Source organism: Clostridium sp. AM34-9AC (assembly GCF_003480225.1).
Lineage (GTDB): Bacteria > Bacillota > Clostridia > Lachnospirales > Lachnospiraceae > Acetatifactor > Acetatifactor acetigignens.
This window is the reverse complement of the sequence record NZ_QUIU01000012.1, coordinates 55,361-79,271: the sequence shown is the minus strand read 5'-3', so window position 1 is coordinate 79,271 and position 23,911 is coordinate 55,361. Positions and strand designations below refer to the sequence as shown.

22 protein-coding genes and 1 tRNA gene are annotated in these 23,911 nt (G+C 49.3%); 1 reads left to right on the top strand and 22 read right to left on the bottom strand.

Features of this window, described 5'->3' with window-relative positions; translation table 11 throughout:
- Nucleotides 1-160: 160 nt before the first annotated feature.
- From DW835_RS09010 to DW835_RS08990, 5 genes are all read right to left on the bottom strand, one after another.
- Nucleotides 161-1,705, bottom strand: a complete 1,545-nt coding sequence (locus DW835_RS09010) for a glycoside hydrolase family 43 protein (RefSeq protein WP_118669322.1) — start codon at nt 1,703-1,705, stop codon at nt 161-163.
- 166 nt (nt 1,706-1,871) lie between these two features.
- On the bottom strand, nt 1,872-2,045 hold the full coding sequence (locus DW835_RS09005) for a hypothetical protein (RefSeq protein WP_022153764.1): 174 nt from the start codon (nt 2,043-2,045) through the stop codon (nt 1,872-1,874).
- A 332-nt stretch (nt 2,046-2,377) separates the two neighbouring features.
- A complete protein-coding gene (gene groL, locus DW835_RS09000) occupies nt 2,378-4,003 on the bottom strand; it encodes a chaperonin GroEL (RefSeq protein ID WP_117465882.1) in 1,626 nt (541 codons plus the stop codon).
- 56 nt (nt 4,004-4,059) lie between these two features.
- Complete coding sequence (gene groES / locus DW835_RS08995; RefSeq protein WP_117465883.1) at nt 4,060-4,344, bottom strand: co-chaperone GroES; 285 nt, start codon at nt 4,342-4,344, stop codon at nt 4,060-4,062.
- Between the two features lie 380 nt (nt 4,345-4,724).
- Entirely contained in the window at nt 4,725-5,600 is an 876-nt protein-coding gene (locus DW835_RS08990; protein ID WP_347559367.1) for a formate/nitrite transporter family protein, read from the bottom strand.
- A 445-nt stretch (nt 5,601-6,045) separates the two neighbouring features.
- On the opposite strand from DW835_RS08990, the gene DW835_RS08985 reads away from it, so the two are divergent.
- Nucleotides 6,046-6,116 (top strand) — tRNA-Trp (locus tag DW835_RS08985).
- Nucleotides 6,117-6,606: 490 nt separating this feature from the next.
- Here the strand turns inward: DW835_RS08985 and coaW are convergent.
- The 17 genes from coaW to DW835_RS08900 form a co-directional block, all read right to left on the bottom strand.
- Nucleotides 6,607-7,440 carry a type II pantothenate kinase gene (gene coaW, locus DW835_RS08980; RefSeq protein WP_118503521.1) on the bottom strand — a complete coding sequence of 278 codons (834 nt, stop codon included), beginning with the start codon at nt 7,438-7,440 and terminating at the stop codon, nt 6,607-6,609.
- A 39-nt stretch (nt 7,441-7,479) separates the two neighbouring features.
- Nucleotides 7,480-8,859, bottom strand: coding sequence for a DNA repair protein RadA (radA, locus tag DW835_RS08975; RefSeq protein WP_118669321.1), 1,380 nt, complete (start codon nt 8,857-8,859; stop codon nt 7,480-7,482).
- A 133-nt stretch (nt 8,860-8,992) separates the two neighbouring features.
- Nucleotides 8,993-9,406: a hypothetical protein gene (locus tag DW835_RS08970; RefSeq protein ID WP_022313542.1), complete on the bottom strand. Its 414-nt coding sequence runs from the start codon at nt 9,404-9,406 to the stop codon at nt 8,993-8,995.
- Nucleotides 9,407-9,523: 117 nt separating this feature from the next.
- On the bottom strand, nt 9,524-11,968 hold the full coding sequence (locus DW835_RS08965) for an ATP-dependent Clp protease ATP-binding subunit (RefSeq protein WP_118669320.1): 2,445 nt from the start codon (nt 11,966-11,968) through the stop codon (nt 9,524-9,526).
- Nucleotides 11,968-12,345, bottom strand: coding sequence for a GntR family transcriptional regulator (locus DW835_RS08960; RefSeq protein ID WP_022153773.1), 378 nt, complete (start codon nt 12,343-12,345; stop codon nt 11,968-11,970). Before DW835_RS08960 ends, DW835_RS08965 begins: the two co-directional genes overlap by 1 nt.
- A 154-nt stretch (nt 12,346-12,499) precedes the next feature.
- Complete coding sequence (locus DW835_RS08955) at nt 12,500-14,044, bottom strand: SH3 domain-containing protein (RefSeq protein ID WP_118669319.1); 1,545 nt, start codon at nt 14,042-14,044, stop codon at nt 12,500-12,502.
- 29 nt (nt 14,045-14,073) lie between these two features.
- Nucleotides 14,074-15,348, bottom strand: coding sequence for a phosphoribosylamine--glycine ligase (gene purD / locus DW835_RS08950; protein ID WP_118669333.1), 1,275 nt, complete (start codon nt 15,346-15,348; stop codon nt 14,074-14,076).
- Nucleotides 15,349-15,486: 138 nt separating this feature from the next.
- Nucleotides 15,487-16,113 (bottom strand): phosphoribosylglycinamide formyltransferase, encoded by a 627-nt coding sequence (gene purN / locus DW835_RS08945; RefSeq protein ID WP_118669318.1) that lies wholly within the window; start codon nt 16,111-16,113, stop codon nt 15,487-15,489.
- On the bottom strand, nt 16,107-17,132 hold the full coding sequence (gene purM / locus DW835_RS08940; protein ID WP_118503527.1) for a phosphoribosylformylglycinamidine cyclo-ligase: 1,026 nt from the start codon (nt 17,130-17,132) through the stop codon (nt 16,107-16,109). The genes purN and purM overlap by 7 nt, the downstream gene beginning before the upstream one ends.
- Before the next feature lie 87 nt (nt 17,133-17,219).
- Nucleotides 17,220-17,756, bottom strand: a complete 537-nt coding sequence (gene purE, locus DW835_RS08935; RefSeq protein WP_022153778.1) for a 5-(carboxyamino)imidazole ribonucleotide mutase — start codon at nt 17,754-17,756, stop codon at nt 17,220-17,222.
- A 152-nt stretch (nt 17,757-17,908) separates the two neighbouring features.
- Nucleotides 17,909-19,993 carry an aminopeptidase gene (locus DW835_RS08930; protein WP_118669317.1) on the bottom strand — a complete coding sequence of 695 codons (2,085 nt, stop codon included), beginning with the start codon at nt 19,991-19,993 and terminating at the stop codon, nt 17,909-17,911.
- A gap of 67 nt (nt 19,994-20,060) precedes the next feature.
- Nucleotides 20,061-20,378, bottom strand: coding sequence for a DUF6142 family protein (locus tag DW835_RS08925; protein WP_117465892.1), 318 nt, complete (start codon nt 20,376-20,378; stop codon nt 20,061-20,063).
- Nucleotides 20,379-20,493: 115 nt separating this feature from the next.
- Entirely contained in the window at nt 20,494-20,646 is a 153-nt protein-coding gene (locus DW835_RS17980; protein ID WP_172594711.1) for a hypothetical protein, read from the bottom strand.
- Between the two features lie 43 nt (nt 20,647-20,689).
- The gene (pyrE, locus tag DW835_RS08915; protein ID WP_022312846.1) at nt 20,690-21,367 is read right to left on the bottom strand and encodes an orotate phosphoribosyltransferase; all 678 of its coding nucleotides are present in this window, start codon (nt 21,365-21,367) and stop codon (nt 20,690-20,692) included.
- 119 nt (nt 21,368-21,486) lie between these two features.
- Nucleotides 21,487-22,191 (bottom strand): SDR family oxidoreductase, encoded by a 705-nt coding sequence (locus tag DW835_RS08910; RefSeq protein WP_118669316.1) that lies wholly within the window; start codon nt 22,189-22,191, stop codon nt 21,487-21,489.
- 18 nt (nt 22,192-22,209) lie between these two features.
- A complete protein-coding gene (locus DW835_RS08905) occupies nt 22,210-23,091 on the bottom strand; it encodes a nitroreductase family protein (RefSeq protein WP_118731001.1) in 882 nt (293 codons plus the stop codon).
- Nucleotides 23,092-23,123: 32 nt separating this feature from the next.
- Complete coding sequence (locus DW835_RS08900; RefSeq protein WP_118731009.1) at nt 23,124-23,909, bottom strand: ABC transporter ATP-binding protein; 786 nt, start codon at nt 23,907-23,909, stop codon at nt 23,124-23,126.
- Nucleotides 23,910-23,911 lie beyond the last annotated feature (2 nt).

The window sequence follows — 23,911 nt, the reverse complement described above, 5'->3', positions numbered from 1 at the left end:
ATGAAACTATGCGTTGCATGTGTTCCTGTCGATTCAAAAATGTAAGCTCTTACATTTCGAATCATAATCATTTTACCATTATTTCGACTATTTGGCAAACAGATTTCTTACAGTTGCGACTTTTTCGCACTTTTAGCCAAAACCAGGACTTCTTTTTTGTCTAATCCTCATATTTAAAGTAATCAAAATCTGCGGCTTTGCGGCTTCCGCAGCCTCCGTTGTTGGCATAGATGCCTACCAGCGTACCAGTGTGACGCTTGGGATCGTCGGGCACGCCCTCGTCGCAGAGGTAAATACAGTTCTCCAGAGCTCCGACCTTTTCCCATTTTTGACCATCATAGCTGTAATAGAAAGTTCTGGTCAGCTTCTCCACCACTACCTTCAGATACACCGGGGTCTCCTTCACATTATCCACTTCCGCTATCAATTCCTCACCGTGGTTGCGGTTGATGACCAGTTGGATCTTTCGTCCGCCTTCATAACACAGGGAGCATCTGGCATAAGTAGCAGTACTGTAATAGCAGGTCAGACCCGCCTGTTCTCCGTCCTTATCCGGGTAGAACTCCAGCTTCGTCTCTGCCACGTAGGACAATTCCTGTTCTCTGCGCAGCAACGTATTTTTCGCCCGGATCTCATTCAGCTGTCCATCTCTGGTCCAGATCCGGAAATATCCGGGGTGCTCGGTCAGAGACCAGGAACCGTTATCCGGGTTGCGGACGAACTCCCATTCCAGATTCAGCTTTGTATCGTTAAAATCGTCGAACAGATTTCTCTCATAAATACACTCCGGCAGATCCGGTGCGATCTGTGTCAGGCTGGGACCTTTTCCTTCGTTGACGGTAAACCAGCCGTCCTCCGTCCACTGTACGGGATCCAGAGCAGACTCTCTGCCTACGGTAGTATAGTTGCCCTCGTTAGGTCTTCCGCAGAGATAATAACACCACCACTGACCGTTCTGATCCTGTACCAGTTTGCCGTGTCCGGCTCTCTGGATGGGGGCTGTGGGATCCTTCTGACGCATGACCGGATTGTAGGGAGAACATTCATAGGGGCCATAGAAATTCTTACTTCTTCCCACATTGATTCCATGACCGTAGCCGGTACCACCCTCAGCCACGATAGCGTAATAGTAACCGTCTTTTTTCATGATATGGGGGCCTTCGGAACAGCGCTCGCCTGTGCCTTCCCATGCAGTCTTCGCAGGACCAGCCACCGCCAGTCCGTCCGCAGTCAGAGGAACCGCCTGTGCCGCCTTGGCTATGATCATATATCTGCTGCCGTCATCATCCACAAAAAGTGAGGGGTCGATATCATCCACTTCCAGACATACCGGCTTGCTGTAGGGTCCTTCCGGCTTGTCAGATACCATCACCAGCTGTCTGCGCATCACGTTATTGTCACGCTTGCCATCCGCATTCAGACGCAAGGTTACATAGATATAGTATTTTCCGTCCACATATTCGATATCCGGTGCCCAGATTCCGTGGGAATCCCGGATGTCACTGATGTCCAGCCATTCCGGGTTCGTGATGGCATGGCCGATGATATGCCAGTGCACCATATCCCGGGAATGGGAAATGGGAATTGCCGGAAAATACTGGAAGCTGGAATTCACCATATAATAATCGTCACCGACACGGATCACCGAAGGATCCGGGAAAAAACCGCGTTGTACAGGGTTATGATAAGTTCTAGGTTCACTCATAGGGAGTCTCCTTTTTACATGTATTAGTCTTTCTATTTGCGCAAAGCTGCGTGTACCACGCTCATACTATAAGTGTATTCTTTACCAACTCTCCTGTCGTGCCAGTTTCCCTTTTATTTTATGACAAATATTGCGTTTTCTCCGGACATTTCAAAATTTGGCATAATTATTCCATAATGGAATACTGCATCCACTCGTATAACAGCTTCGTGCCCTCCATGATCTCGGGCGGAAGCAGCGCGCGGGCCACCAGCTTTAATTCATCGGATTCAATGTCTGTTCTGCGAAGATGGGCATAATCGCCGTCAATGCTTTCTACGATGTATTCAAAACGATTCATAGGGGTATACCTCTTTCTTTGATGTGTTTGAGATAAGTTTAAGAGGTTTTTGGGGGAGAGTCAAGGGGACGCCGCCTTATCTTCGAAAATCGCTCTGCTTTGCAGAGCACGTGCTTCGCACTTATGATTTTCTCGATAAACACCCATAAAAAACAAATGCCACAACCGAAGACTTCGACGCAGCAGCGTCTTATCGCATAAATTGCTTCGCAATTCATGCGATATCCGCTGGACTTCGCCATATCCGCACTAAAAAAGAAGCGCACTATTGCAAGCTAGCTTGCATAGTGTGCTCCCTTTTTAGCACGGCTGCGTCGAAGCGGTCCTGACGCTTACATCATTCCGCCCATGCCTGCGCCGCCGGCGGGCATTGCAGGGGTGTCTTCTTTGATATTAGCTACAACGCTTTCGGTAGTAAGTAGTGTGCTTGCTACGCTGGTAGCGTTCTGCAGAGCGCTTCTGGTAACCTTAGCGGGATCCAGGATGCCTGCGCTTACCATATCTACATATTCCTCTTTCAGAGCATCGAAACCGACACCGACCTCAGACTCACGTACCTTGTTGATGATAACGCTGCCTTCCAGTCCTGCGTTTGCTGCGATGTGATACAGAGGTGCTTCCAGTGCTTTCAGGACAATGCCTGCACCGGTCTTCTCATCACCTTCCAGACTTGCTGCCAGTTTGGCAACTTCCTTGGATGCATGAATGTATGCGGAACCGCCACCACAGATGATACCTTCCTCTACGGCTGCTCTGGTAGCTGCCAGAGCATCTTCCAGACGAAGCTTAGCTTCCTTCATCTCGGTCTCGGTAGCAGCACCTACACGGATCACTGCAACACCACCGGACAGCTTAGCCAGTCTCTCCTGTAATTTCTCTCTGTCGAAATCAGAAGTGGTCTCTTCGATCTGCTTCTTGATCTGTGCGATTCTGGACTGTAATGCTTCCTTATCGCCTTCACCGTCTACGATCACGGTGTTCTCTTTCTGTACCTTAACGGATTTTGCACGACCCAGCATATCCATTGTGGTATCTTTCAGTTCATAACCAAGCTCGGAGCTGATCACGGTACCACCGGTCAGGATTGCGATATCCTCCAGCATAGCTTTTCTTCTGTCACCATAGCCGGGAGCCTTAACAGCTACTACGTTGAAAGTACCACGAAGCTTGTTAACGATCAGGGTGGTCAGTGCCTCGCCCTCTACATCCTCAGCGATGATCAGCAGCTTAGCGCCGGACTGAACGATCTGCTCTAACAGAGGCAGGATCTCCTGAATGTTGGAGATCTTCTTGTCAGTGATCAGGATATAAGGGTTATCCAGAACAGCTTCCATCTTATCCATATCGGTTGCCATGTAAGCGGAAATATAACCTCTGTCGAACTGCATACCTTCTACCAGATCCAGTTCGGTCTGCATGGTCTTGGACTCTTCAATGGTGATAACACCGTTGTTGCTTACCTTCTCCATAGCATCTGCAACCAGCTGTCCTACAGCCTCATCCCCTGCGGAGATTGCAGCTACTCTTGCGATGTGCTCCTTGCCGTTTACTTTCTGGCTCATCTTACCGATGGCTTCTACTGCACATGCGGTTGCTTTCTTCATACCTTTTCTCAGGATGATGGGGTTAGCACCTGCTGCCAGGTTCTTCATCCCTGCATTTACCATAGCCTGTGCCAGAACGGTTGCGGTGGTAGTACCATCACCGGCTACATCGTTGGTCTTGGTAGCTACTTCCTTTACCAGCTGTGCACCCATGTTCTCGAATGCATCTTCCAGCTCGATCTCTTTTGCAATGGTAACACCATCGTTGGTGATCAGGGGTGCGCCGAAGGACTTATCCAGTACTACGTTTCTTCCTTTGGGTCCTAAGGTTACTCTTACGGTATCTGCCAGCTGGTTTACACCAGCCTCTAATGCTGCACGGGCTTCTGCGCCGTATTTAATCTCTTTTGCCATAATAATCAGCCTCCAATTTATTTGTTCTTAGTCTTAATTTCTTTTTAGGTTTGCAATTACTGAATGATTGCAAGGATGTCGCTCTGCTTTACGATGATGTACTCTTCATCATCCAGCTTTACTTCGGTTCCTGAGTATTTGGAATAGATGACCTGATCGCCAACCTTAACTTCCATCTTTACTTCCTTACCGTCTACGACACCGCCGGGGCCGACAGCAACAACTTCTGCCTGCTGGGGCTTTTCCTTATTCTGACCGGGGAGCACGATACCGGACTTGGTAGTCTCCTCTGCAACTAACTGTTTTAATACTACTCTGTCACCTAAAGGTTTCAAACTCATGACAACTGCCTCCTTATAACTATTTAAATATCATATTACTCTTTTTCATTTGTTAGCACTCATTTTTATCGAGTGCTAATTTCTATAGTTTATATTAGTTTTATATGCCGAGTTTTTCAAACGCATTCACCGTTGTTTAAATAACTATTTCTTTTATTTTCTCGTTTTATCTCAGTTTTTCTAATGTTTTTATATTACATGTGTAAAAATGCGATTTAATATTTCGTTTATAATTCTGAAAATCCATATCCGGTTCATCCCTTGCAAACTCCTGTGCAGACATAAAGCTATACCGGTTACATCGTATAAGCAAAAAGCAGCCGGGGATCTTATCATTATCCCAAGCTGCTTCTGTTCCGCTCTGTATTTACTTTCCCGTCCTATGCGTTCTTGGATTCCTCATGCCATTTCTGCCACTTCTTCTTATAAATAAAGTAGCAGGGGATTCCTACGAATACCATTCCGCCTAAGATATTGCCGATGGTAACGGGAATAAAGTTGTTCAGGCTGTGCAGTACTGTCAGTCCCTGGATCTGCTCTGCGGTCAGGCCGTATGCTTCCTGTGCCTTTGCAACATACGCGGGATTCTGTGCAGCCATCATGCCTACAGGAATGTAGAACATATTTGCAACACAGTGCTCGAAACCGCCGACTACGAAGGCCATGATCGGGAAGAAGATCGCCCAGATCTTACCGACGATATCCGTAGCTGCCGCTGCCATCAGGATCGCAATACATACCAGAATGTTACACAGGATACCGGAGGTAATTCCTTTCAGCGGAGAAATGCCTACCTTGCCGACTGCCACTTTGATGGCATAAGCCCCCAGCAATCCGCCGGTGTAGTCCAGATTTCCGGAAAAGTAGATCAGGGTATCAATGATCAGCGCGCCGATCAGGTTACTGAAATATACCACGATCAGATTGCGGATACATTCGAACCAGGTCACCTTTTTGCCTACCACGTCCATGACGATCAGGCAGTTGCCGGTGAAAAGTTCTCCACCTACAAATACAATGATCATCAGTCCCACAGGGAAGATGATACCGGCTACGAATCGGGCCAGACCTACGTTGTCAATAGCATGCGCCGCAGTACTGCTGGTAGCTCCGCCCAGTGCAATGAAAGCACCTGCCATAATGCCTAACAGGATCATCTTGCCCAGAGGAAGATGTGCCTTGCCCTCTCCGGCCTTCATGTTATTATCAATGACTTCTGCCGGGGTATTAAAATGCTGTTCCATATTTTCCCTCATTTCCGTACAGCCCTTATCTGCCGTACTTTCTCATACTCATTTACTACCTATATTACACGAAATCTGCGTCGGGAAGCAAGCTTTTCCCCCTATGTATCTGATTATATACATTTCCTTTCACCGTTTTTGTCATAACACAGTCTTTTTTTGTAAAATTTATGCAAAAAAATAGTAGACAAAAGCCGAAATGTGTAATATACTTAAGATGTTCGGCGAGAGCCGAACCGCTTATATAAGTAGATTTCCGGAAGAATTCCCCTTTTACACAATTAAAGTGGCTGCAGGTTTCCCGCCTGCGGCTGCTTTAATTGTGTTATAAGGTATTTTTTGTGATTTTCCTCGGAATTGCAAAAGTTTTTGCAAAAATTTAAAATTTTCACTTGCTAAATGATAAACATCTATGCTATAATAGCTTTCGTCAGTGATTCAGCTGATACAATTTCATAGGGGAATAGTACAGCGGTAGTGCGGCGGTCTCCAAAACCGTTAACGGGGGTTCGATCCCCTCTTCCCCTGCTTTAAAAAGTCGATGTTATCGGCTTTTTTTATTTTCTGTTTTGGTAACACTTTTTACCTCACCATGGCGCGATCTGAAGAATCACGCCATGATGGGGTGTTATTTTAATGTGAATTAACAGGAATGTTTTTCATCATGATATTGAACATACGTTCGATTTATGTTATACTGTATTTGTGTAATCGAACAGAAAGCGGATGCGATTTTCCGATTGTTAGATGCCCTCTAGTCTTACAAAGGAGGGTGATGCCCATGAATACGATGGAAGTACTTACTCTGTTGTTAGTTGTCTTTGCAGCTTTATCATACATTGACAGACATGGTGACGATAATAACAAAAAGAAATAGCATCCCCTCGCCAAAGTAGATGCTATTTCTTTTCTAGTATTTTACTGAGGGCAAATCGGAATTTTCACCTCCGACTTACTTTCTAAATAGATTATACACCAAGAGGGATTGAGAAATCAATCCCTCTTACTTTTTTATTTCTCAAATCTCCTCTTTCTCCGCATCCGGCGCAATCACCGCCCCAATAGCGGTAGCATAATCAGAATACTCCGGAATAGTAATCTTTACATCCCACAGGCTCTTGAAGTCCTCTATGATCTGGCGGCATTCGAAGAATTTGGTCAGGCCGCCGATGAGGATATAATCCTTGATGCCGGTGTTCCGGGAGGCCAGGATTCCGGCCTGGCAGATGTTCTCGATGACCATATGGACGATACCAGCCGCGATGTCTTCGGGCTTGGACTGGGCATCCGCTTTGCCGAAGTTGGACGCAGTCACGTCCAGGTTCAGGCCGGGGAGCTTTTCCTTGGCCAGATCGCCGATCCGCAGGTCGATCTTTGCCACGTCACCTTTCCGGGACAGAGGGACGATCTCATGGATGTCCCCGGTATTCAGTATGATCGAGGACAGTCCGCAGATGGTTCCGCCACCGAGGCCGACACCACCTAAATGCTTCATCTCATTCTCCGTCACCTTGACGAAAAAGCTTCCGGTTCCCATACTGATAACGATAACTTCCTTTTTATCCGTCAGATAATAGCCTCCGGTTCCTGTGGCAACGAATTCATCTACCTTATAGGTCGGACGGTCGTATACCGCTTTCTCCACATATTTGCTTCCCACGCCGGTGATATAGACACCTTCCACATCTAAAAGCTGCAGATTATTCTCATACAGATATCTTCCGAAAGCACCGTAGAGGGATGCCACCTGGCTGTCTGCCTTGACTGCCATGGGCGGAAGCATATGTTCTCCTTCAAAAGCTACGATCTTGGTGGTACTGCTGCCGATATCAATTCCTATTCTTACGGCCATATCTTTGTCCTCCTCATAATGAAATGCTAAAAAGCTTCTTTAGAACAATCGGTCCATGGCATCCTGCACGGAGCTGACGCCGATGACACGGATTTTGCTTCCTTTTTTGCACTCTTCCAGTGACACGTAGGGCACCACGCATTCCTCGAAGCCCAGTTTCTCCGCCTCCGCCACACGCTGTTTTGCCATGCTGACCGCGCGGACTTCGCCGCTTAATCCCACTTCTCCGAAAGCTACCATTTTCGGATTCAATGCCTTATTCCGGAAGCTGGACAGAATCGCCAGCACGATTCCCAGATCAATGGCCGGCTCCTGGATCTTGATACCTCCCGTAATATTCACGTAGGCATCGCAGGAGGACAGCTGCACTCCCGATCTCTTCTCCAATACCGCCATCAGCAGGTTCACACGGTTGAAATCCGTACCGGTGGTCTGTCTTCTGGGGATGCCGAAATTACTGTGGCACACCAGTGCCTGCAATTCGATCAGAAGCGGTCTGGTGCCCTCCATGGTACACGCCACCACAGAGCCGCTGGCATTCTCCGGCCGTCCGTTCAGCATATATTCCGAAGGATTCTTGACCTCTGCCAGTCCCGTTTCCCGCATCTCGAAAACACCGATCTCGTTCGTAGATCCAAAACGGTTCTTCACCCCCCGCAGAATACGGTAGGACGCATGTCTGTCCCCTTCAAAATAAAGAACGGTATCCACCATATGTTCCAGCACTCTGGGACCTGCCACCGTACCTTCCTTGGTCACATGGCCTACAATGAAGATTGAGATTCCCAGTCCCTTTGCCAGCTGCAGCAAAATACCGGTGGATTCCCGCACCTGAGACACGCTTCCCGGCGCCGCCGACACGTTCTCGTTGTACATGGTCTGTATGGAGTCGATGATCACGACCTCCGGCTTGCTCTTGCGGATCACTTCACTGATGATATCCAGATTCGTCTCACACAGTAGCAGCATATGCTCCGAAAAAGCCCCCAGACGGTCCGCCCGCATCTTGATCTGTACCTTGGATTCCTCACCGGAAATATACAATACTTTATGTCCCGCCGTGGATAAGTTATGGCAGACCTGCAATAACAGTGTGGATTTACCGATACCGGGGTCTCCGCCTACCAGCGTCAGAGATCCCTGCACAATGCCGCCTCCCAGCACCCGGTCCAGTTCCTTAATTCCGGTGAGAGTCTTATTTTCCTCCCGGATAGTGATCTCCGACAGCACACAGGGCTCCGAAGCCTCTCTCCTGTCTCTCTTTGCACCGTTTCCGGTATTTTTCAATTCCGTTTTATCTATCGTCTCTTCCACGAAAGTATTCCACTCTCTGCAACCGGGACATTGTCCCAGCCATTTCGTGGATTCATAGCCACAGTTCTGACAGAAAAATACAGTGGCCGTCTTTCCTTTTGCCATGCTCTCTCCTCAATCGTTGTAATACCTATTCAGCCCCCGCAAAACCGCCTCCGGAAACTCTGAATATTTAAAAAAAGCCCAGTCACGAAGTACTACAATATCCTCCGTGCCTGGACTCCTTTGCAGTGCGTCCTTACGCCTCTACGATCTTAACAGGTACTTCACCTGCTGCTTCCAGTTCTACGCTCAGGCTCAGTTTGCCGCCAAGTCCGGTTTTCATGGTTCCTACGTTCTTACCGTCGATAAATACTTCGTACTCGGTATCGTCCTTCAGTCCTACGGTGATCTGGGAATCCTCGTCACCTTCTACGATGAACTCCACACTGTTGTCAGCTTCCTTGAACTCCAGTACACTGGTTCCGGGAACAGATTCATATAAAAACATGCCGTTCTTTTCCAGCTTTGTCATCTCATTGTAGGTCTTAACCTTCAGCAGATCTCCTGCATGCTCATAATCTTCCACTTTTGCCTTCTTGGCCAGCTTGTGATTACCAAAGCTGATAGATCCGTCTGCTTCACTGCGAAGTATTTCTTCCACTACTGCCATCTGTCTGTCCTCCTGAAAGTAACTGCATCCGCAATACATCTTTCTCTTTCGTTCTTTGCGAATGGGGTTTGAATAGTTACAGTATAATATATCTCACCCTGTTTTTCTACAAAAAAATTATTTATTTTTCACGGTAAATACAACTTTTCCATCCTTGAATCCGGCGGATACCTTATCTCCCGGTACCACCTTTTTCTGCAGGATCTCCTCTGCCAGAGCATCCTCTACCACGGACTGGATCGCACGCTTCAAGGGTCTTGCTCCCATCTTGTTATCCGCATATTTGGATACCAGATGCTCCTTCAGCGCTGCTGTGATGGTCAGATGGATCCCCAGCTGATCCTCACATCTCTTGTACAGATTGGATGCCAGAAGATTCACGATCTCCTTCATGTTCTCATTGTTCAGCTGGTGGAACACGATAATATCATCAATACGGTTGATAAATTCCGGCTTGAAGCTGCGCTTTACTTCTTCCATGACATTGGATTTCATCTTCTCGTAATCCTTTGTCTCGCTCTTCTCTGTGGCAAAGCCCAGATTCTTGGGATCCACGATACGCTGTGCACCCGCATTGGAAGTCATGATCAGCACAGTGTTCTTGAAGCTGACCTTGCGTCCCTTGGAGTCCGTGATATGACCGTCATCCAGTACCTGCAAAAGTACATTAAATACATCCGGATGTGCTTTCTCGATCTCGTCAAACAGAACAACAGAGTAGGGATTACGGCGAACCTTCTCGCTCAGCTGTCCGCCATCTTCAAAGCCTACATATCCGGGCGGTGATCCGATCATCTTGGAGACCGAATGGCCTTCCATGTATTCGGACATATCAACACGGATCATGGCATCTTCAGAGCCGAACATGGCTTCTGCCAATGCCTTGGACAGTTCCGTCTTACCAACACCGGTAGGACCTAAGAACAGGAAGGAGCCGATGGGACGGTTGGGATCCTTCAGACCCACACGGCCTCTGCGCATGGCCCTGGCCACTGCGGTCACTGCTTCCTCCTGGCCGATGACACGCTTATGCAGCGTCTTCTCCAGTTTTAACAGTCGTTCGCTCTCTTTTTCCGCCAGCTTCTGTACGGGGATCTTGGTCCACTGGGCAACGACCTCGGCGATTTCATTCTCACCGATACTGATAACATTGCCCGCTTCCTGTTTCTCCCGCTTTTTCATCAGGCGGTCATATTTTTTCACCAGCGCATCCTGCTGCTTCTTGATCTCTGCCATCTGGTCAAATGCTTCCATGCGGATAGCTCTCTCCATCTCCTGATCCATCTCGTGGATACGGTCAGCGATCTCCTTCGCTTTATCCGGGGCATCCAATGCACTCAGTCTTGCGCTTGCCGAAGCTTCATCGATCAGATCGATGGCCTTATCCGGCAGATTTCTGTCATTGATATAACGGCTGGACAATCTGACAGCAGCCTCAATGGCCTCCGGGGTGATCTGCACATGGTGATGATCCTCATATTTTCCTTTGATGCCCTCCAGAATACGGACCGCCTCTTCCTCTGTAGGTTCTTCCACAGTCACCGGCTGGAATCTGCGCTCCAGAGCCGCATCCTTCTCAATATACTTGCGATATTCCGCAATGGTGGTGGCACCAATCAGCTGGATCTCTCCACGGGCCAGGGAAGGCTTCATGATATTGGAAGCGTCAATGGCGCCTTCCGCACCTCCGGCACCAATGATCGTATGAAGTTCATCCAGGAATAAAATAATATTCCCGTCCTCCGTCACTTCCTTCAATACCTTCTTGATACGTTCCTCGAACTCGCCACGGTACTTACTTCCTGCCACCATTCCCGACAAATCCAGTGTCAGTACTCTCTTATTCTGCACGGTAAAAGGTACGTCTCCTGCCACAATGCGGGCTGCCAGACCTTCTACCACGGCGGTCTTACCTACACCGGGTTCTCCGACGAGACAGGGATTGTTCTTCGTGCGGCGACTTAAGATCTGCACTACTCTGCGGATCTCTTCTTCTCTGCCTACCACAGGATCCAATTTTCCTTCTCTGGCCAGAGCCGTCAGGTCTCTGCTGTATTGTTCCAGTGTAGACTGCTTCGCCTTGCGGTCTCCCTTTTTCCCCAGATCTTCCTTGTACAGATTGCCGTCCTGTCCGATGGCGATCAGGGTATCTACATAGATCTTCTGCACATTGGCTCCCAACGTGTTCAGCAGACGCACGGCAACATTCTCGCCCTCTTTGATCAGTGCAAGAAGCAGATGCTCCGTGCCGGTCTGCTTCTGTCCGAAACGGGCAGCCTGGCGGTGTGCCTCTTCCAGAATCCGGGCAGCTCTGGGAGAATATCCCTCTTTGTCCTTCACGGCCACACCGTTTTCAAAGGCGATCAGATCCCGGATCATTTCCATGACCTGATCCACTTCTACTCCGTTATCCGCCAACACTTTTGCGGCTACACCGGTATCTTCCTTCAGGAGTCCCACCAGAATGTGTTCGGTCCCGATATAGCCCTGTTTCAGGCCTCTGGCGCATCTGCCGGCCTGGGCAAGCGCATTCTGCGCTTTATCCGTAAACTGTGACTGCATCAATTCAGTCCTCCATATTCTTCATAAATTTCATCAATCAATTCATGTACTTCCTGCCTGGAAATATTTTTGCAGCTGCTCTTAGCAAGTATTACCTGCAGTTCCTTCCGCAATTCATCCACCGCACGCATACGGTCCACATCCAGAGCGATCACGGCTCCCTTTCGCCTGTCGACCTTGACATAGCCCTCCTGCTTCAGAACCGTATAGGCCTTATTTACAGTATGCATATTGATCCCGATGGTATCCGCCAGCTGCCGTACACTCGGCAGGGAATCTCCCTCATGAAACTGTGACGTGGCAATTCCCATGATGATCTGATTGCGCAGTTGCATATAGAGCGCTTCATCACTATTGAAATCTATCTCTATTATCATCAAAATCACTCCCTTCCCACTGTCACCGATTGTTATACGTCTATTATAACAGTGAGGGCGGTGCTGTCAACTGCAGACCGGGAAAGTTTATCAAAATTTTAAAAAGAAAGCGGCATCCCACTCTCGTAAGATGCCGTTTCCGGTCTTTTTATTCCTATTGTTCTTCGTCGCCGTCCCAGTTCAGGAATTCGAATTCGAACTCGTCATCATCGGACATGAAGTTCTTGGACTTCCAGCCGGGATCCTGCGGATTACCGTTATTCTGTGCCGGTTTTACCGGTCTGTCTACTTGCGGTGCGGGTCTTCCGGTCTGGGGTGCTGCAGGTCTGGTTCCCTGCGGTGCGGGTCTTCCGGTCTGGGGTGCTGCAGGTCTGGTTCCCTGCGGTGCGGGTCTTCCGGTCTGGGGTGCTGCTGGTCTGGTTCCCTGCGGTGCGGGTCTTCCGGCCTGGGGTGCCGTAGGTCTGGCTCCCTGTGTCGCGGGTCTTGCCTGCTGGCCTGCCGGTCTCTGTCCCTGCACCGGTCTGCCGCCCTGTCCGGCGGGCTTTCCTGCGGGACGTCTCTCTGCTCCCACTTCATGCATCACTTTCTGGCCTCCCTGGGTTCTGCCGCCCTGAGGTGCCGGTCTTCCACCCTGACCTCTGCCGGTCTGGGGTCTGTCCACTCTTCTTCTGCGAAGTGCTGCTTCCTCCGCATCAGAGAAATCAGCCGCATCCGTCATATCCTTGATCTTGAAGATCAGCAGAGTGACTGCTGCCGCCGCTGCCACCAGAAGAATGACAAGAATAATGATCACGACCTTCTGACTGGTGATCTTCTTCTGATTGGTCTCAAACTGCGCATTGATCTCAGTAATCTGGTCAATAGAGCTGAACAGATCATCGATCTTGTATTGTTTCTGTCCTACCATATCTAACAGATACCATGCATCTCCCTGCAACTGGGTATCCCAGTCCTTGGAAGTGGTCTGTGTATCTTCGGCGGGCTGTTCTTCCGAAGGCTGTTCTTCCGCAGGCTGCTCTGTGGAAGGTGCCTGCAGTTCTCCGGATAACGCCACATAATCGGAACGGATAAATCCGGTCACTTCGGTATTGTTGGCGATGAAATTCACCTGATACCAGGTATTGCCGTCCGTACCGGTAGCCTGTCCGGTGACGGTCAGAGCCATTCCGTTCTCTGCTGTGGTTACGATCTGGCTCGTGGTAGATGCATTGCTGCGCACACGCACCGACTGTCCGCCCGTCACGGTAGCACTTACAGGCTCCACCGCTGTGACATCCACCGGTGTTTCATTCACTGCCGGAGCCGGTGTTGCTGCGGTAGTCGTCGTTGTAGTTGTCGTGGTGGTCGTAGTTGAAGAAGACGGCGGGGTAGATCCGTCGGTAATGCTTACCAGATCGGAACGAATATATCCCAGCGTATTCGCATCCACATATACCTCATACCAGGTATAGCCATCCGCTCCCTTGGTCTGGCTCTTGATGGAAATGGTCTTATCCTTTGCCGCACTGCCGATGACTTCACTGGAAGAATCCGCACTCTTACGGATCTTTGCACTGGATGCTGTTACCTTGGCTGCGCTTTCCGCATGGCTGACAAACGCCAGATTCTCGGCAAAAAGTCCTGCTCCCAGCACAAGCACCAATGCAAGCATTCCCCAGAAAGCCTTGAATTTACTTGTTCTCTGTACTGTCTTTTTCATCTGCAACTCCTTCTGTATCCTGACATGTCTTACGCTTCATCGATTGCCTTGCCAATGTCATGACGCATGTATTTGTTCTCGAAGGTGATCCATTCCGTTGCCGCATAGGCATTGGCACGGGCCTCCTTCAGGGTAGCTCCCTTGGCTGTCACTCCCAGAACACGTCCGCCGTTTGTCACGATTCCCTTGTCTGTGAGCTTCGTTCCCGCATGGAAACAATAATAGCCGTCTTTTCCGTTGAACTTCTCCAATCCGTTTATCACATAACCCTTCTCATAGGATACCGGATAGCCATCACTGGCCAGAACCACACAGACTGCAGCATTGTCTTCAAACTGCAGATCGATCTGATCCAGAGTACCGTCCACACAAGCCTCCATGACCTCGATAATATCGTTCTTCATGCGGGGCAGTACCACCTGTGCCTCCGGGTCACCGAATCTTGCATTGTACTCCAGTACTTTGGGGCCGTTCGGTGTCAGCATCAGTCCGAAGAAAATAACGCCTTTGAAAGGTCTGCCTTCCGCTGCCATGGCATCCACCGTAGCCTGGTAAATATATTTCTTGCAGAATGCATCCACTTCTTCGGTATAGAACGGGCTGGGAGAAAAGGTTCCCATACCGCCGGTATTCAGTCCCTGATCGCCATCCTTCGCTCTCTTGTGATCCTGTGCAGAAGTCATGATCCGGATGGTCTTGCCATCTACAAAGGAAAGTACACTGACTTCTCTTCCGGTCATAAACTCTTCGATGACCATACGATTACCAGCCGCACCGAATTTCTTGTCCAGCATGATCTCATCCACACCTGCCAGAGCTTCCTCCAACGTATTGCAGATCAGTACGCCTTTTCCCAGTGCCAGGCCGTCTGCCTTCAGCACGGTAGGGAAACTTGCCTGCTCCTTCAGATATTTGATGGCATCCTCCGCATTATCGAAATTCTCATAGGCTGCGGTAGGAATTTTATATTTTTTCATAAGATCCTTGGAAAAAGCCTTGCTGCCCTCCAGGATTGCTGCATTTTTACGGGGTCCGAAAGCACGCAGGCCCTCTGCCTCCAGTGCATCTACCAGTCCGCCTACCAGAGGATCGTCCATACCTACGATGGTCAGGTCAACGGCCTGTTCCTTCGCAAAAGCAACGATCTTGTCAAATTCCATGGCTCCGATGGGAACACATTCTGCGATCTGACCGATTCCGGCATTGCCCGGAGCACAATAGATCTTATCTACCTTAGGACTCTTTGCAACACAGGTTGCAATGGCATGCTCTCTGCCACCGCCACCTACGATCAATACTTTCATACCCATATTATGTTTCTCCTTATTCCGTAACTATTCACCCCCATTCGCAAAACCGCCTCTGCGAGGCTTTCCTGAATAACATGTTTGTATGCTATTTGCTCATGGTGATTACTTCGCCCATTGGCTCTGAATAGTTACTCATTTGTTATGCTTTACTTTGCCGTCTACGACGCAGATCCGTCCGTTGGCAATGTCATCCACCGCCTGAGGCAGAAGCAGCCACTCAGCCTGTTCCATGACACGTCTCTGTAAGATTTCCGGGGTATCATCATCTTCCACTGCCACTGCTTTCTGTGCAATGATAGGGCCTTCATCCATGCCTTCATTCACAAAATGCACGGTGGCTCCGGTGACCTTCACACCGCGCTCCAGTGCCTTTTCATGCACATGAAGTCCATAGTATCCCACACCACAGAAAGAGGGGATCAGAGACGGATGAATATTGATGATCCGGTTGCTGTATTCGTGTACCATTGCCTCCGGGATCTTCACCAGGAATCCTGCCAGTACGATTAAGTCCGGAGCAAACTCCTTCACCTTTGCAAGCAGTGCCTCATTAAACACTTCTCTGCTCTCATAATCCTTCGGAGACACACAGACTGCGGGAATCCCGACATTCCGTGCTCTCTCCAGGCTCTTCACCGTCTTGTTGTTGCTGATGACACCGACGATCTGCGCATTGGTGACCTTGCCCGCTGCGGTAGCATCAATGATCGCCTGCAGATTCGTTCCGCCACCGGATACCAGTACGACTACTCTTAACATAGGGTCACACCCTTTTCACCGGCTTCGCAGGTACCTACCACGTAAGCGGTCTCCCCTGCTGCCTTCAGTGCTTCCAGAGTCTTGTCCACATCTGCGGGATCCAGTGCCAGCACCATGCCAAGCCCCATGTTGTAGGTGTTGTACATCATCTCGTCAGCAATGTTGCCCTTTTTCTGCATCAGACGGAAAATAGCGGGTACTTCGTAGCTGTCCTTCTTCACAACTGCGCGGATGCCGTCAGGAAGCATTCTGGGAATATTCTCATAGAAACCGCCGCCGGTAATATGGCTGCAGCCCTTTACCTTAACGCCTGCGTTCTTCACAGACTTCATAGCCTTCACATAGATTCTGGTGGGAGCAAGCAGTGCTTCACCCAGAGTCTTGCCCAGTTCGTCATAATAGGTATCCAGGCTCTCTTTGGTCATATCGAATACCTTTCTCACCAGGGAGAAACCGTTGGAATGTACACCGGAGGAAGCGATTCCCACCAGTACATCACCGGGCTTGATGTTCTCGCCGGTGATCAGATCCTTACGCTCTACCACACCTACTGCAAATCCAGCCAGATCGTACTCATCCTCAGGCATCAGTCCGGGATGCTCTGCGGTCTCACCACCTACCAGTGCTGCGTCAGACTGCTTACAGCCCTCTGCCACGCCCTTTACGATGGTAGCGATCTTCTCGGGAATATTGCGTCCACATGCGATATAATCCAGGAAAAATAAAGGTTCGCCACCTGCACATGCCACATCATTTACACACATGGCCACACAGTCGATACCGATGGTATCATGCTTGTCCATTAAAAATGCCAGCTTCAGCTTGGTGCCTACACCATCGGTTCCGGACAGGAGCACGGGATCCTCCATATCTTTGATGGCACTTAAGGAAAATGCTCCGGAGAAACCACCGATACCGCCCATTACTTCGGGACGCATGGTCTCCTTCACATACTTCTTCATCAGTTCTACAGACTTGTAGCCTGCTTCGATGTCTACTCCAGCTTTCTTGTAATCCATTTTCTCCTCATTTCCGCCGCAGGGGCTCTTTCGTTTTATTTGGTGGGGCAGCCTCTTAAGAGGTCCCGGATTCTCTGTCTTATTTTCTTATTTTTTCATGCCTTCCAGGTAAGCTTTGTAACCGATTTCCTGCAATTTTGCATCCTTGGCTTCTACCTGTTCTTTTAATTTGGTGCTGTATGCTTTTAACTTTCCGAGAAGTTCTGCGTCGGAAGTAGCCAGGATCTTGGCTGCCAGAAGTCCTGCATTGGCGCCGCCGTTAATGGCTACTGTGGCAACCGGGATGCCGGAGGGCATCTGAACGATGGAATACAGAGAATCTCTGCCTCCCAGGGAAGTGGTGTGCATCGGGATTCCGATGACGGGCATAGGGAAAATAGCGGCACACATGCCGGGCAGATGCGCTGCCATACCGGCTCCGGCAATGATCACCTTGAAGCCTTTTTCCTCCGCACTTTTTGCATACTCAAAAAACACATCCGGCTCTCTGTGAGCGCTGATCACGGTCATCTCATAAGGGATGCCCAGTTCTTCCAGAATGTCTGCGGCTTTCGCCATCACAGGCATATCGGAATCACTACCCATTACAATGCCAACCTTAGGGCAATTCTCTGTATTTGCCATAATGTCCTCCTCATGTATCGGTTGCACCGATTTTATCCATATATATTTTATCTTACTAAAATCTTTTCAATGATGCAATGGTTTTATGAAATCTTATGATAACTATTCAGAGCCATGCAAAATTGCTTTCTGCAAATGCTTGCTGAATAGTTTTAATCCAACTCCCGCAGCGGCTCATTCAGTTCTTCCGTTCCGGGAAGGACAAATCTACCGTTCGCAATAATGGGGATCCGCCCGCCGTCCTTTTTCACTGCGGTCAGCTCTGCCAGTTCATCGTAAGGAATGGTAATGTCCGTATGGCAGTTAAAATAAGCCTTGGAAGGATTCACACTGCGAAGGGCGGCCACCTCATTGTCTCTGGCCACGATCTCTTTACCGTCGGGATTGTATACCTTCACCTCTTCCGCATGGGAATAGCAGGTATCGCCCACTGCAAAATGCGGTCCCATCTTCTCCGCGATCAGGATCGGCATCCTGGCTTCCACGCCCAGACGCTTTGCTGCCACATAAGCCGTGGTGTTGGTACCGATGGCAAATTCTCCCAGCGGCAGTGTCTTATGGCGGAACAGGATATTTTCCTTAATGAATGCCTTGTTCTCTTCCTCCGTGGCAAAATTAGCACAGTTGTAGTTTTTAATCCTGCCGTTTTCGAAGGTGATCTCCAGATTCTTATATTCCAAGCCGTTCAGGAACACTTTTGTCACATGCAGCACACCGTTTGTGCCTTCCAGCACCGGAGAGGTAAATACTTCTCCCACGGGAATATTCACGTCTGCCACGCAGTTTTCAAAAATAGTTTCTTTGGCAGGATCTTTGAGCTTCCACAGATTCACTGTGATATCCGTGTGATTACCGTTACAGCCCTTCACCTCACAGTGGTCTGCCTGATCCAGCGCATCGATGATGGTCTGCTGGATCCTCTGATATTTTTTATAATTCAGGGTGTTGATCCGAATAGTCTCCCGGAAAAGTTCTTCAAAGCAGTCCCCTACCTCCGGGATGGGGAACGCAATAATCGTAAAGCTGCGCTCTTCCTCAATAATATACTGTCTCTGCAGCTGTCCCATCTGGGCGCGGTGCTCCACCATAAGAGTGCTCTGCTCATCCGTCATTTTCACCGCTTCCGGCTTGTTCACCGGTGCGAAATCTTTCTCACCGAAGGTCTCCACCACGGCCGGGCCCGCATAGCTTCTGGCCTCTGTCTTATATTTTTCAAAAGCGGTATGCATGACTTCCAGTTTCCGGCTGCAATACATTTTATCCAGGAACAGTGCCTTGTCATCCTTGTGATCGAACTCATACTGTCTGTTGGGGCTGACACTGTAGAAGCCGTTTTTATAAATGGATGGATTATATAAAATACTGGCAGCTGCACGATAGATCACAGGCTGCAATCCCATTTTGTCAAAATTCTCCAGAGCTCTCCGCATCATGCGTTCGAAGCCCAACTGATAACGGACATCCACCGCAGCTTTTTTCGACAGATCCTTGCCGGTCACTTCAAAACCGATACGGTACCCCTCGGTATAAGTGTCTGCCATGGTATTTATGGTCTCTTCCGGCAGGGAATTCAGGAATTTCGCCATTGCCAGTTCATTTTCCCCCACGTATTCTCCATAGGCATAGAGATAACGCAGATCGGTCAGTTCCGCCCTTCGGATAATGTCTGCCGCAAAATTATTCCCCGGGCATACCAGTTCCCGTACCCGTGCTTCCGCCGCCACATCCGCGTAATCGCTGACGAACCAGTAAAGGATCTCACGGATGGACGCATAAGACGGAAGTCTGTGATTCTCCTGCTCCTCATATACAAATGCCGCATATACCTCAGAAAACAGTTCCATACGGATCACCAGTTCGTCCAGTCTTCCCTCATAGGTAAAACCGATCAAGCTCCGCATTTCCGTATAAAGGAAGGCGGCCAGTGCGCCGAATTCTTCTCCCAGACACTTTACAGCTACCGCAGGATTAGCAAAGCTGTTCTCATAATTTTCCGGTAAAATATCTTCATACAGGGCATGGTTACGCTGTTTCAGCTCTTCCAAAGTGGCAGTGTTCTGTTTTCCCTGCTCCAGGAACTGTCTGGTATCCTCGATCAGCAGTAAAAATTTTGCTACCGCTGTAAAATATTCTTTCCAGTGCTGCAGGCTTTCTTCCTGCCAGTCCTCCCCGGGGATCTCCCGGATCCGGTCTAAGGCCAGTTCCAGACGTTCCAGTAATAATTCTCTTTCTTCCATAGATCTGATTGCTCCTTCTATCTAAATAACTGCTGTGTGATCCAATGCTTCTGTTCCAGAATATCCGTTACAGACGGCTTCCCAGATACAGCAAAAAGCTGACACCTCCAAGGGCAACAACATTTAATATTGTTCCCAGCACGGGAAAGATACGATAGATATCTTTTTCCCGAAGGGTCAGTATTCCCAGGATCAGTCCGATCAGGGAATAGATGGTGGCCAACACACCGGTAACACCGTATCCACCGTGCATCACGCCGCCCTGACTGTAGGACAGATACGTCACGATCCCCAGGGACACCAGACTGATGCCCCCCAGGATGGTCGACATGATCGCCCTGTTGGAATGTTTTTTATTCGTAAAAATGTAGTTCTTTTTCCGCATACTATTTTCAAGCCTTTCAGTAACCTGCACTCCCCCATGGAACCCGAAAAGGGCACTTCCGGTATGGAAATGCCCAATTTTCACGCCCTGACGACGTTTTCCTTCTCATTTGTGATCAGAACAGAATACGTGATTTGCCGGAGACCAGCTTGCCGCCACTGATGATCAGCAACACACCTGCCGCGATTCCGACTACCAGGGAAATGACTCCCAGTACAATATTCAGAGCACCTGCTCCACGCATGATCTTATAGATTTTCTCTTCCATGGAATCCTCCTGTCTTCTATCCAAAACTTTCGAAGCCGTCTGCTTAAGCACCGTATACAGCATAATATTCGTCGATTGCCTTCTTCAGAGTATCATCAATGTATACCTGTCCCTTGTAAGGCTTGTTGTACAGATGATCGATGACATCCTGCATGGTTACGATGGCATGTGCATCAAATCCGTACTTTTCCTTGATCTCTTCCAGTGCGCTGACCTTGCCGCCCAGACCCTTTTCCATACGGTTCAGGGATACCATCAGACCAACGATTTCTACATTGGCTGCTCCTCTTACCTTGGGAACGGTCTCTTCCATAGATTTGCCGGAAGTGGTAACATCCTCGATCATGATGACTCTGTCGCCATCTTTTAAGGAGCTTCCCAGGAAGCTTCCCTTATCTGCGCCATGATCTTTCTCTTCCTTGCGGTCGGAACAGTAACGAACCTCTTTGCCGTATAATTTGCTGTAAGCCACTGCGGTTACAACACTGATGGGAATGCCCTTATAGGCAGGTCCGAACAATACATCAAAATCGTCACCGTAGGTATCGTGAATTGCTTTCGCATAGCTCTCGCCCAGCTTCATCAGCTGAGAACCGGTGACATACGCACCTGCGTTCATGAAGAAAGGAGACTTTCTGCCACTCTTTAAGGTAAACTCGCCAAACTTCAACGCCTGACAATCCACCATGAATTCAATAAATTCCTGCTTGTACTGTTCCATTGTATCTAAAAACCTCCGTGACTAACGTATCTTTTTCAGTTCTGTCCTTTATCATACCATACTTTTTTTTAACATTCAATGAGTTTCCTTGGGAAGAAAAAAGGCAGTCCATCGACTGCCTAATAGGTATCTCCCTGTAAAGGTCGGATATTCACTTCCTCCAGTACTGCCTGTGGGGACAGACGGAAGGTCAGGGCGATGACTTTTCCGAGGTCAGAGGTCTCTAAAAGTGACCTGTCCTCTTCGGAGGATTTCTTTCTGGTCTCGGTAAAGGTGCCGCCGGGATTGATGAGGGATACGCCGATCCCCATAGGCTTGCATTCCTCCCGGAGGGCATAGGCATAGGAACGGAGCGCCCATTTGGAAATGCCGTAGATGCCGCCCCTGTCTCTGCGGATTCCCGAAGTGGAACCGATGAGTACGATGCGGCTGCCCGGTGCCAGCAGCGGAAGAAATTCCTTCACCAGACGGTAATATGCCGTCACGTTGCTGTCAAGCATTGCCTGCAGTTCCTCCGGCTCCGGCTGTACTACGGATGTCTTCGTGGCCGGATTGGGAAATGCCGCCGCACACAGGATCAGTCCATCCACGTTATCTCCGAATCCCGCTATTTTACCGTTCTTCACTGCATCCACCAGTCCAGTGGTTTTCTCTGCCTTCCCGGCATCACAGGAATACGTTGCCGCTCTGGCCAGTTCTTTCCCTGTCTCTTCCAGTGTCTTCGGATTTCTGCCGACGATCAGCACGTTATTTCCATCCTGTAACAATTCTCTGGCGGCCGCCTTGCCGATGCCGCGGCTGCCACCGATGATCACAATATTCATGCGCCGCTCTCCTTCTTCCTAGTATCTTCCGAGAATCGTATCCTTTACGTCCCATCTCTGAGGAGGGTAAGGGGTCTGGTCGCCGTATCCTACATCCACATAGGTCACCAGGCGGATATAATCCGGCAGATTAAATTTCTTCCGCAGTCTGTCACAAAATTCTTCTCCGGGGAAAGTCAGCCAGACACCTTCCAGTCCTACGGCGTGGGCTGCCAGAACGATATTCTGTCCGGCAGCTCCGGCATCCAGCAGCTGGTTTCTCACCGGGGTAAAGGAGTTGGCTCTGTAGCATCTCATATCCTGTAAGATCACCAGATGCACCGGACCTCCCGGCACGTCACTGCCGCGGAACAGTCCCGGCTCGTTTTTCTCCCGTACCACCACATAGCGGATGGACTGTACATTACAGCCGTGAGCAGCCCAAAGCCCCGCTTCCAGGATCTTATCGATCAGTTCATCCGGTACTTCCTTGTCCTTGAATTCCCGGACGCTTCTGCGTTCCTTTACAATCGTGAAAAAGTCTTTCTCCATCTGTTCCGTCACCGGCGTAGGTTTGTAAGGTGTCAGATCCACGTCTTCCCCCTTTACCAGTTTCTCCGCCGCATCGATCAGGAAAGAGGCATACCGATATTCCGGCAGATCTTTTCCCAATCCTCTTTTCTCCCACAGTTCCAGCAGATGCTTCGTATAATCTGCCTGGTTGGGTTTTAATTTCTGGTGGCGATATGCGGTGGCATATACCTGGATCTCCAGGGTATGATGGGAACGTTCTCTCACTCTTGCCCGGAATTCTGTCTCATCCATGGCTAAAAGCTGCTCGTCTGTCAGACGCATATTGTGATTCCAGATCTCAAGTACTTCATCTCTGGAAAGGTAATCCATACTGGTGTCACGAAACATACTGCTGCCTCCTTATTCTCTGTATTCTCCGCCTATAAGTTGCCCCAATAGTTGTTGGGAATATCCTGTCCGCCACTGTTAATATCTTTGGCAATTTCCGCTGCGATCTTTAACAGCAGAGGATCACTGCGTCCTCTCTTCTGCTCCAGCGGAATCTCGTAGATCCTCTGGATCGTACTGGGTCTTGGGCTTAACAGCACGACTCTGTCTGCCAGAAATACCGCTTCGTTGATATCATGGGTGACGAACAATACCGTCTTGTTCTCTGCCTGTCTGATATTGATCAGTTCCTCCTGCAGAGTGCATTTGGTCAGATGATCCACGGCACTGAAGGGCTCATCCATGAGGATGACCTTGGGATTCATGGCAAGGGTTCTGGCGATGCCGGCTCTCTGCCGCATACCGCCGGACAGCTGTGCCGGATATTTGTTCTCAAAACCGTTCAGGCTGACCATGGAGATATAACGCTTTAACCGTTCTTCTCTCTCTTCCCTGGGTACTCCGGCGATCTCCAGTCCGAATGCCACATTTTTCCGTACGGTTCTCCAGGGAAACAGGGAGGCATCCTGGAATACCACGCCAATATCTCTGCTGGTACCGTGTACCGGCTGTCCATCCAGCAATACTTCGCCGCTTGTAGCATCCAGCAGGCCCGCCACGATCTCTAACAGGGTACTCTTACCGCATCCGCTGGGACCTACGATGCAGACGAATTCACCTTCTGCCACATCAAGATTGATGTCATGCAGTGCCTGTACTTCGTTTCCATCCTGATCGATATAGGTTTTGTTGATATTTTTAATGGATATTGCGGGCATTT